Genomic DNA, 7,394 nt, shown 5'->3' on the forward strand with positions numbered 1-7,394 from the left:
AAAATCTTCACAGATAGTTTTCCAATGGAAAACAATTAATCTGGGTCAATCTGCGCAATCTGTGGTCTTAATAGTAAGTTTAAATGCGATTGCCGCGGTTCCCACCTTTGTTCCCTCTAACATGCCTAAATAATAGCTACATTTGGCCTATCAAATGAAATACCGATGAAAAAACTAACAGACCTGCTGCTAATCACTCAGAATGGTATGGGAAGTGGCGACGCAGAACTCAAAATAAAGCTACTGGGCAACTATTTCAACGTACTTATTAGCGACAACAGATTACCTGGCTTTATAGCTTTTTACAATGAAGGCGTTAAAGTACTTGGCAAGGATAGCCCATTTCAGAAACAACTTAATAAACTGGAACAACAAGGCGTTAAACTAATCGCCTGCAGCACCTGCCTTAATCATTACCAGATTAATGATATAGTGGCAGGCATAAAAGGCACCATGCCCGACATAGTAACACTTCAGTGTGATGCCAGAAAAGTAATAACACTATAGATAGCTTAGAAAAAAAGCAATACAAAGCCCTCCCATTTCATGTTGAAACAAGAGGGCTGTTTTGTATATTCTTTACAGGTATAAATAGCGATGACAATCGGTGCATAAAGACTCTTTCCACACTTCATCAATATCAACAGGGTGCTGAAATGGTAAGGACTCTGTACCAGTCGAATATTGCACATTGTCAGGTGTTCCTTGCATCAGAATGGAATGACATGCATCACAATCGCGTGTTATCTTTTCGTTATTGATGCTCAAATGAGTATCGTTATGGCAGCGAAAACACCCATTGTATTCAATGTGACCGATATGATCGGAATAAACATCCCAGCTGGCTTGCATCTCTGGAAAAATGTTACGCAGGTACCCATCATATATGCCTTCAATCGCTTTATCCACTTCTTCCGGCGACACTTCGGGGTAATTAGCAACATAAAAGCTTTGCAGCTGGCTTTTAATGACCACTAATGCTGAATCACTTGTTGGGTAAGGATCTTTTAATATCTCCATGCTTATTCGTTTAATTTCAGGCAGCAATGGTATAGTGCCCGATGCCATACCAGCATCAACAAACTGCTGTGGCAACATATAGTTATGCGATGGCCTGTTGTGACAATCCATGCAATCCATCACTCTTGGTGTTGAGTTGGCAATAACAGCTGAATCAAGTGGCACCCAGCTATCTTCATAAACAATGGTATCGCCCGTTGCTAAATTAATGGAGCGTACCCATGGCAACACCTCCCTGCTTTCGTCCTCAGCAATATATTCGATGCGTACATCAGGATTAATGTGCCAGTGAATTCCCTCGGCCAGATTACTAGCACTGTACTGACTATTGGTTTTTATCAGCAACTGAATATCCCATTGCGTGTTAAGAGAGTCAGACAAATAATGCCTTTCGAACTGCATACGAGGGGTGTAAAACTTTTCGGGCCAGTGACACTCCTCACAAGTCTCTTTGGCCGGTCTTAGATTTCGGATAGGTGTTGGAATAGGCCGGGGATAATTATCGGCCAGCACAGCATACACCTGATATAAGCCCGATAATTTGGATTTAACATACCAATTGGCTCCCTGCCCAACATGGCACTCTACACATGCCACGCGCGCATGAGAGGAATTCATGTAAGTAATGTATTCGGGTTTCATTACCCGGTGACAAACCTGACCACAGAACTCCACCGACTCAGTATAGTGATAGGCCTCGTAACTGCCCACTGCCGTCAGCAGCAGAAAAATAACCGTACCAATAACAAACACCGAAGCCGCATTGCGATAGCGCGGGTTATTAAAATCAATCACCATCCATTTGGTTGAGACAGGTTCATTTGTTTTCTTGGCCTTTCTAACGGCCCGCATCATGCCAATAGGTATCAATATAAGTCCTACTACCATGATGGCAGGTAATAGAATGAAAGAGAATAACCCTAAATACGAGCTTCCTTCGTCAAACATAAAGGACAGAAGAATAGACAGGATTATTAGCAGCAGAGCCAGGCCACTGATGATGGTTCCTACCAACGACAAGGGATTGTAATATGAATGAGGTAATTTCATGGGAAAGATTTTCCTCATAAGTTAATTCTGATTTCTATCAAATTCAATCCCAAGACGTTATCAATGCTCAATACAATATTAATATATATCAATTATAATAGACCAATCAATTATAACATTGATAGTTAAGTCACTATATCAATTGAGTGGTATGCATAAAAAAAGGCCCATATCCGACGATACGAGCCTTTCATTTATATTATAAGTCTATGCTTACATCAGGAATGATAATAAGATACCAGCTGCCACAGCTGAGCCAATAACTCCTGATACGTTAGGAGCCATCGCATGCATCAACAAGTGGTTGTTAGGGTCATTTTTCAAACCTTCGTGCTGAACAACGCGAGCTGAATCCGGCACAGCAGACACACCAGCAGCACCAATTAATGGATTAATCTTGTTATCGCCTTTCAGGAATAAATTCATCAAACGAGCGAAAATCAGACCACCTGCAGTAGCCACCATAAACGATACTGCTCCCAATCCAAAAATCTTCAATGAATCGGTTGTCAGGAAATAATCTGCCTGAGTGGATGCTCCAACGGTAATACCTAACAGGATAGTCACGATATTAATCATCGCGTTTCTGGCTGTATCAGCCAAACGCTCAGTTACACCAGATTCTTTTAACAAGTTACCAAAGAACAACATACCTAACAGAGGCAGGGCCGATGGAGAAATAAAGGTTGTTAAAAGCAAACCGATTATCGGGAACATGATTTTCTCAGTTTTAGAAACAGCGCGTGGTGGTTTCATCTTAATTAATCGCTCCCGCTTAGGAATGATCAATCGCATAATAGGAGGCTGTATCACAGGTACCAATGCCATGTAGGAATAGGCCGCAATGGCAATCGCTCCCATTAATGTTGGTGCCAGTTTCGACGACAAGAAGATTGCAGTAGGACCATCAGCACCGCCGATAATACCAATTGCACCAGCTTCCTGAGGTGTAAAGCCCATAGCCGAAGCACCTAAGAATGTTGCAAATATACCCACCTGGGCAGCCGCTCCTAAAATCATCAACTTTGGATTAGAAATCAAGGAAGAGAAATCCGTCATGGCGCCAATACCCAGGAAGATGAGAGGCGGATAAACCCCTTGCTTAACTCCGAAATACAGGTAATTTAACACTGAACCATCTTCATATAAGCCAATTTGATAACCTGTAAGAAATGGTATATTCCCAAGAATAACACCAGTTCCGATTGGTACTAATAAAAGTGGTTCGTAATCATATTTAATAGCCAGAAAAATAAAGAACAACCCAACCGCAATCATTATAAAATTGGTATAATGCGCATTGGCAAAGCCGGTAAAGTTCCAAAATGTTTCCAGCCCTTTTGATGCGTGATCAATAAAGGTATCCCCCGCTTCGGTTCCTGCAGCAAAGGCTTCAAACCCTCCACCGACAAATTGCAGGCTGAACAAAAGCGATAACACACCAAAAAGAGTGATAAATCTTTTCATAATTAATTATTCTATAACGACACAGTAAACCTGAGCTTACTGGGCCATTTCAATTAATACATCGTTTTGTAATACAGCATCTCCAACAGATACTTTGATAGAAGTAACTGTACCATCTTTCTCAGCTAGTACATTATTTTCCATTTTCATGGCTTCCATCACTAACAAAACATCACCTTTTTTCACGGCATCACCTTCTTTCACCAACACCTTAAAAATATTACCCGGAAGCGGAGCGTTTACTTTAATGGCGCCACCAGCTGCATTTTTAGTAATAAATCCTTCGCCTGGTTTGCGCTGAATTTCTTTACGCACCAGTTTTGGTGTTTTAGCTGACTTCTTAGCTACTTCCTGATGAATCTCTACTTCATACTGAGTTCCGTTCACTTCCAACTGAGCTATATTCTCTTCTAAGTCCTTAAGGTGAACGTCGTATTTATTACCTCTAATGGTAAAACTAAACTTTTTCATGTTATGCTATCTGGGGAAATTAACATTGTTAAAACTATACACTTTAGAGCTCCATGGAGAGTAACGTTTTTTAACCTCTTTAATGGTAATCACATTACTTTCTTCATCGTGCTGTTCGTTAAAATACAGGTGCAAAGCCATGGCAATAGCTGCATTGGTTTCACCAGTAATAACCAACTCATCATCGATTACTACTTCTTTCTTTGCCATTCTGTTTTTCTTACGAAGCGCTCGTCGTGTGCCCCAGGTCAGTATTTTTGGGACAGTTAAGAACACACCGATCAAGAATACCAAAGCCACAAAAACGATAAACCATCCTAATACCGTAATGGTCCACGTCATTGAATCAACGATTAATAAATTCATGGTCCTTCGGTTTTATAATGGAATATTTGAATGCTTCTTCGGTGGATTAGTCACTTTCTTTGTTTGTAAATTCTGGAAAGCTCTAATCACTCTAAAGCGTGTATTTCTTGGTTCGATAACATCGTCGATATAACCATATGAAGCAGCTTGATACGGATTAGCAAATGCCTCTTCGTATTCATCTGTTTTCTTCTGTGCATAAGCCGCTTTTTCCTCGTCAGATTCTAAGGCAGCAATACTACGACCTTCCAAAACTTCGATAGCGCCTTTAGCTCCCATCACGGCAATTTCAGCCATTGGCCAGGCATAGTTAAAGTCACCACGCAACTGCTTACATGACATTACATCGTGAGCTCCTCCATATGACTTACGGATAGTAACTGTTACCTTAGGCACTGTTGCCTCGCCATAAGCAAACATTAGTTTGGCACCATGTATAATAATACCGGCATATTCCTGTCCTGACCCTGGTAAAAATCCAGGAACATCAACCAAGGTTAATATTGGAATGTTAAAAGCATCACACATTTGCACAAAACGGGCAGCCTTACGTGATGCATCACAGTCAAGCACACCTGCCAGGTAATTTGGCTGGTTAGCCACAACACCAACCGACTGACCATCTAAACGACAGAAACCAGTGATAATATTCTTGGCATAGTTACGGTGTACTTCTAAGAACTCACCTTCATCGGCGATAGAAAAGATAATATCATTCATATCGTAAGGTAAGTTCGGGTTGTCAGGAACAATATTGTTCAAAGCATCATCCAAACGATCAATAGGGTCATTGCACTCCAGTACAGGAGCTTCTTCCATATTGTTTTGTGGCAGATACGAAACCAGCTTACGAATTAACAGTAAACCTTCTTGCTCATCTTCTACCTTAAAGTGTGCCACACCTGATTTAGATGCATGTACATCAGCACCTCCTAAATCGGCTACCGAAATTTCTTCACCTGTTACTGTTTTAACAACCTTAGGACCAGTCACAAACATATATGACGATTCTTCTGTCATCATAATGAAGTCTGTTAATGCAGGTGAGTAAACTGCACCCCCGGCACAAGGACCAAAAATGGCAGAGATTTGAGGAATAACACCTGAAGCCAGGATATTACGTTCAAATATCTCGGCATAACCAGCTAAAGAAGTAACACCTTCCTGAATACGTGCGCCACCTGAATCGTTAATGCCGATAACCGGAGCCCCAACTTTCATGGCCATATCCATAATCTTACATATTTTCTGAGCCATTGTTTCTGACAATGAACCACCAAAAACCGTAAAATCCTGAGCATAAACATACACCACACGACCATCAATAGTACCATGACCTGTAACTACACCGTCGCCTAAGAATTTGTTCTTTTCCATACCGAAGTTAGTACAACGATGAGTTACGAACATATCCAGCTCCTCAAAAGAACCATCATCCAATAGAACTTCGATTCTTTCGCGTGCAGTCATTTTCCCCTGCGAATGATGCTTTTCAATTCGTTTTTCTCCACCACCCAGCTTAGCTTCAGAGCGGAGATCGATTAATTTTTTGATTTTATCCTGAGTTGACATATGAAATTGTAAGTATTAGTCTAGAAGAATTATTTGTTAGGATCTTCGCAAAGCTCAGTGAGCACACCAAATGTTGATTTTGGGTGAAGAAAACCGATGTTTAGACCTTCAGCTCCTTTGCGAGGTGCTTTATCAATCAATCTAACGCCTTGCTCTTCAGCAAAAGTCAACTTCTCAGCTAAGTTTTCAACCGCAAAAGCCATGTGATGAATACCCTCGCCCTTTTTCTCAATAAACTTACCAATTGGCCCTTCAGGATCTGTTGACTCTAACAACTCAATTTTTGTATCCCCAACTTTAAAGAAAGCAGTCTTTACTTTCTGATCTGCCACTTCCTCAACAGCGTAACACTCTAATCCATATACCTTTTCAAAGAATGGAATTGCTTCATTTAAGTCTTTCACGGCGATCCCAATGTGCTCAATATGCGTCGGCTTCATATCTAAATATTTATTGTTTAATAAAAAATGATGCAACAAAAGTAGAAACTAATAAAAATTTAGCAACATTTTTGAGATTAAAAAAAGATTGTTTTACAACATATACGGCCTATAAAATAACGTTACATAGTATTAAATCAATCTTGTTAGATACATGCATATTTATATATAGCCTTCTATAATAAGAAGCAAAATCAACCATTTTAAGTTATAATTTGTAAGAAATTCGACTAATTAATGTAATTGCAAATTCTATTTTTCTTACAATTAGTAATTATATAACTCCAATATCTATCATTTTAAAACCCACTTATGACAATAGTCAGTTTAAGCCCAGACATAATTCAGAAAGAATATTGAATAAAGTACATAGTTAATTAATGCATTAAATAAATTCTCAAATTCGATACATGAACATCAATTTTAGAAATTAAGTAAAGCCCTGTTAATAGTTCACCAAACAATCAACTACGCATGCAAAGTAGATACTTGCACTATAAATATTTAAAGCTATTAGAGACGGCTCAAAGATTGCAACTACAATATCTTGATAATTTAAAGGCCTATAAACTATTCTATATGCGGTATGAAATCAAGAATCGAATATTAACGACTGACATTGCAGGAAACAGATAGGCGTATGAATGAAAAAGAACATACCTTCGGTAATAATACCTTTACTGCAATACATTAAGATTGAGAAGCGTAATATAGCGCCATTATCAACAGCTTTAATTGCAGAACAATATATGTCTCCAGCGAATTATTCTTTGCTAAAATCAAAGATTACGGATGGTATTTTTTGACGTAACAGAATTAAGTTTGTCCTCTACAGATAGTGTAAGAACTAAGCTTAGACCTGTAACTCGGTTGTAGTCTATAGGGACCAGTGATTAAGAACTCCTATTAAACGCAAAAAACCCCTTATTCGAATGAATAAGAGGTTTCTCTAAAAAAAAGGCGGCGACCTACTCTCCCACTTCTACGCAGTACCATCGGCGCTATCGG

General features: G+C 39.5%; 7 protein-coding genes. 1 reads left to right on the top strand and 6 read right to left on the bottom strand.

Translation table 11 applies throughout. From position 1 onward, the window contains the following. Positions 1 to 165: 165 nt before the first annotated feature. Positions 166 to 507, top strand: coding sequence for a DsrE family protein (locus tag KDU71_RS22330; RefSeq protein ID WP_212193349.1), 342 nt, complete (start codon positions 166 to 168; stop codon positions 505 to 507). Positions 508 to 579: 72 nt separating this feature from the next. Here the strand turns inward: KDU71_RS22330 and KDU71_RS22335 are convergent, their stop codons facing one another. The 6 genes from KDU71_RS22335 to mce all read right to left on the bottom strand — a co-directional run bounded on the left by KDU71_RS22335 (position 580) and on the right by mce (position 6,386). Next, the gene (locus KDU71_RS22335; protein WP_212193350.1) at positions 580 to 2,070 is read right to left on the bottom strand and encodes a cytochrome c3 family protein; all 1,491 of its coding nucleotides are present in this window, start codon (positions 2,068 to 2,070) and stop codon (positions 580 to 582) included. A gap of 213 nt (positions 2,071 to 2,283) precedes the next feature. Further along, positions 2,284 to 3,537: a sodium ion-translocating decarboxylase subunit beta gene (locus tag KDU71_RS22340; RefSeq protein WP_212193351.1), complete on the bottom strand. Its 1,254-nt coding sequence runs from the start codon at positions 3,535 to 3,537 to the stop codon at positions 2,284 to 2,286. A gap of 36 nt (positions 3,538 to 3,573) precedes the next feature. Further along, positions 3,574 to 4,008 carry a biotin/lipoyl-containing protein gene (locus KDU71_RS22345; protein ID WP_212193352.1) on the bottom strand — a complete coding sequence of 145 codons (435 nt, stop codon included), beginning with the start codon at positions 4,006 to 4,008 and terminating at the stop codon, positions 3,574 to 3,576. 6 nt (positions 4,009 to 4,014) lie between these two features. Continuing rightward, positions 4,015 to 4,374 carry an OadG family protein gene (locus KDU71_RS22350; protein WP_212193353.1) on the bottom strand — a complete coding sequence of 120 codons (360 nt, stop codon included), beginning with the start codon at positions 4,372 to 4,374 and terminating at the stop codon, positions 4,015 to 4,017. A gap of 12 nt (positions 4,375 to 4,386) precedes the next feature. Continuing rightward, positions 4,387 to 5,946 (bottom strand): acyl-CoA carboxylase subunit beta, encoded by a 1,560-nt coding sequence (locus KDU71_RS22355; protein WP_212193354.1) that lies wholly within the window; start codon positions 5,944 to 5,946, stop codon positions 4,387 to 4,389. Between the two features lie 29 nt (positions 5,947 to 5,975). Next, the gene (gene mce / locus KDU71_RS22360; protein WP_212193355.1) at positions 5,976 to 6,386 is read right to left on the bottom strand and encodes a methylmalonyl-CoA epimerase; all 411 of its coding nucleotides are present in this window, start codon (positions 6,384 to 6,386) and stop codon (positions 5,976 to 5,978) included. Positions 6,387 to 7,394 lie beyond the last annotated feature (1,008 nt).

Origin of the sequence: Carboxylicivirga sediminis (assembly GCF_018156225.1) — a bacterium.
Lineage (GTDB): Bacteria > Bacteroidota > Bacteroidia > Bacteroidales > Marinilabiliaceae > Carboxylicivirga > Carboxylicivirga sediminis.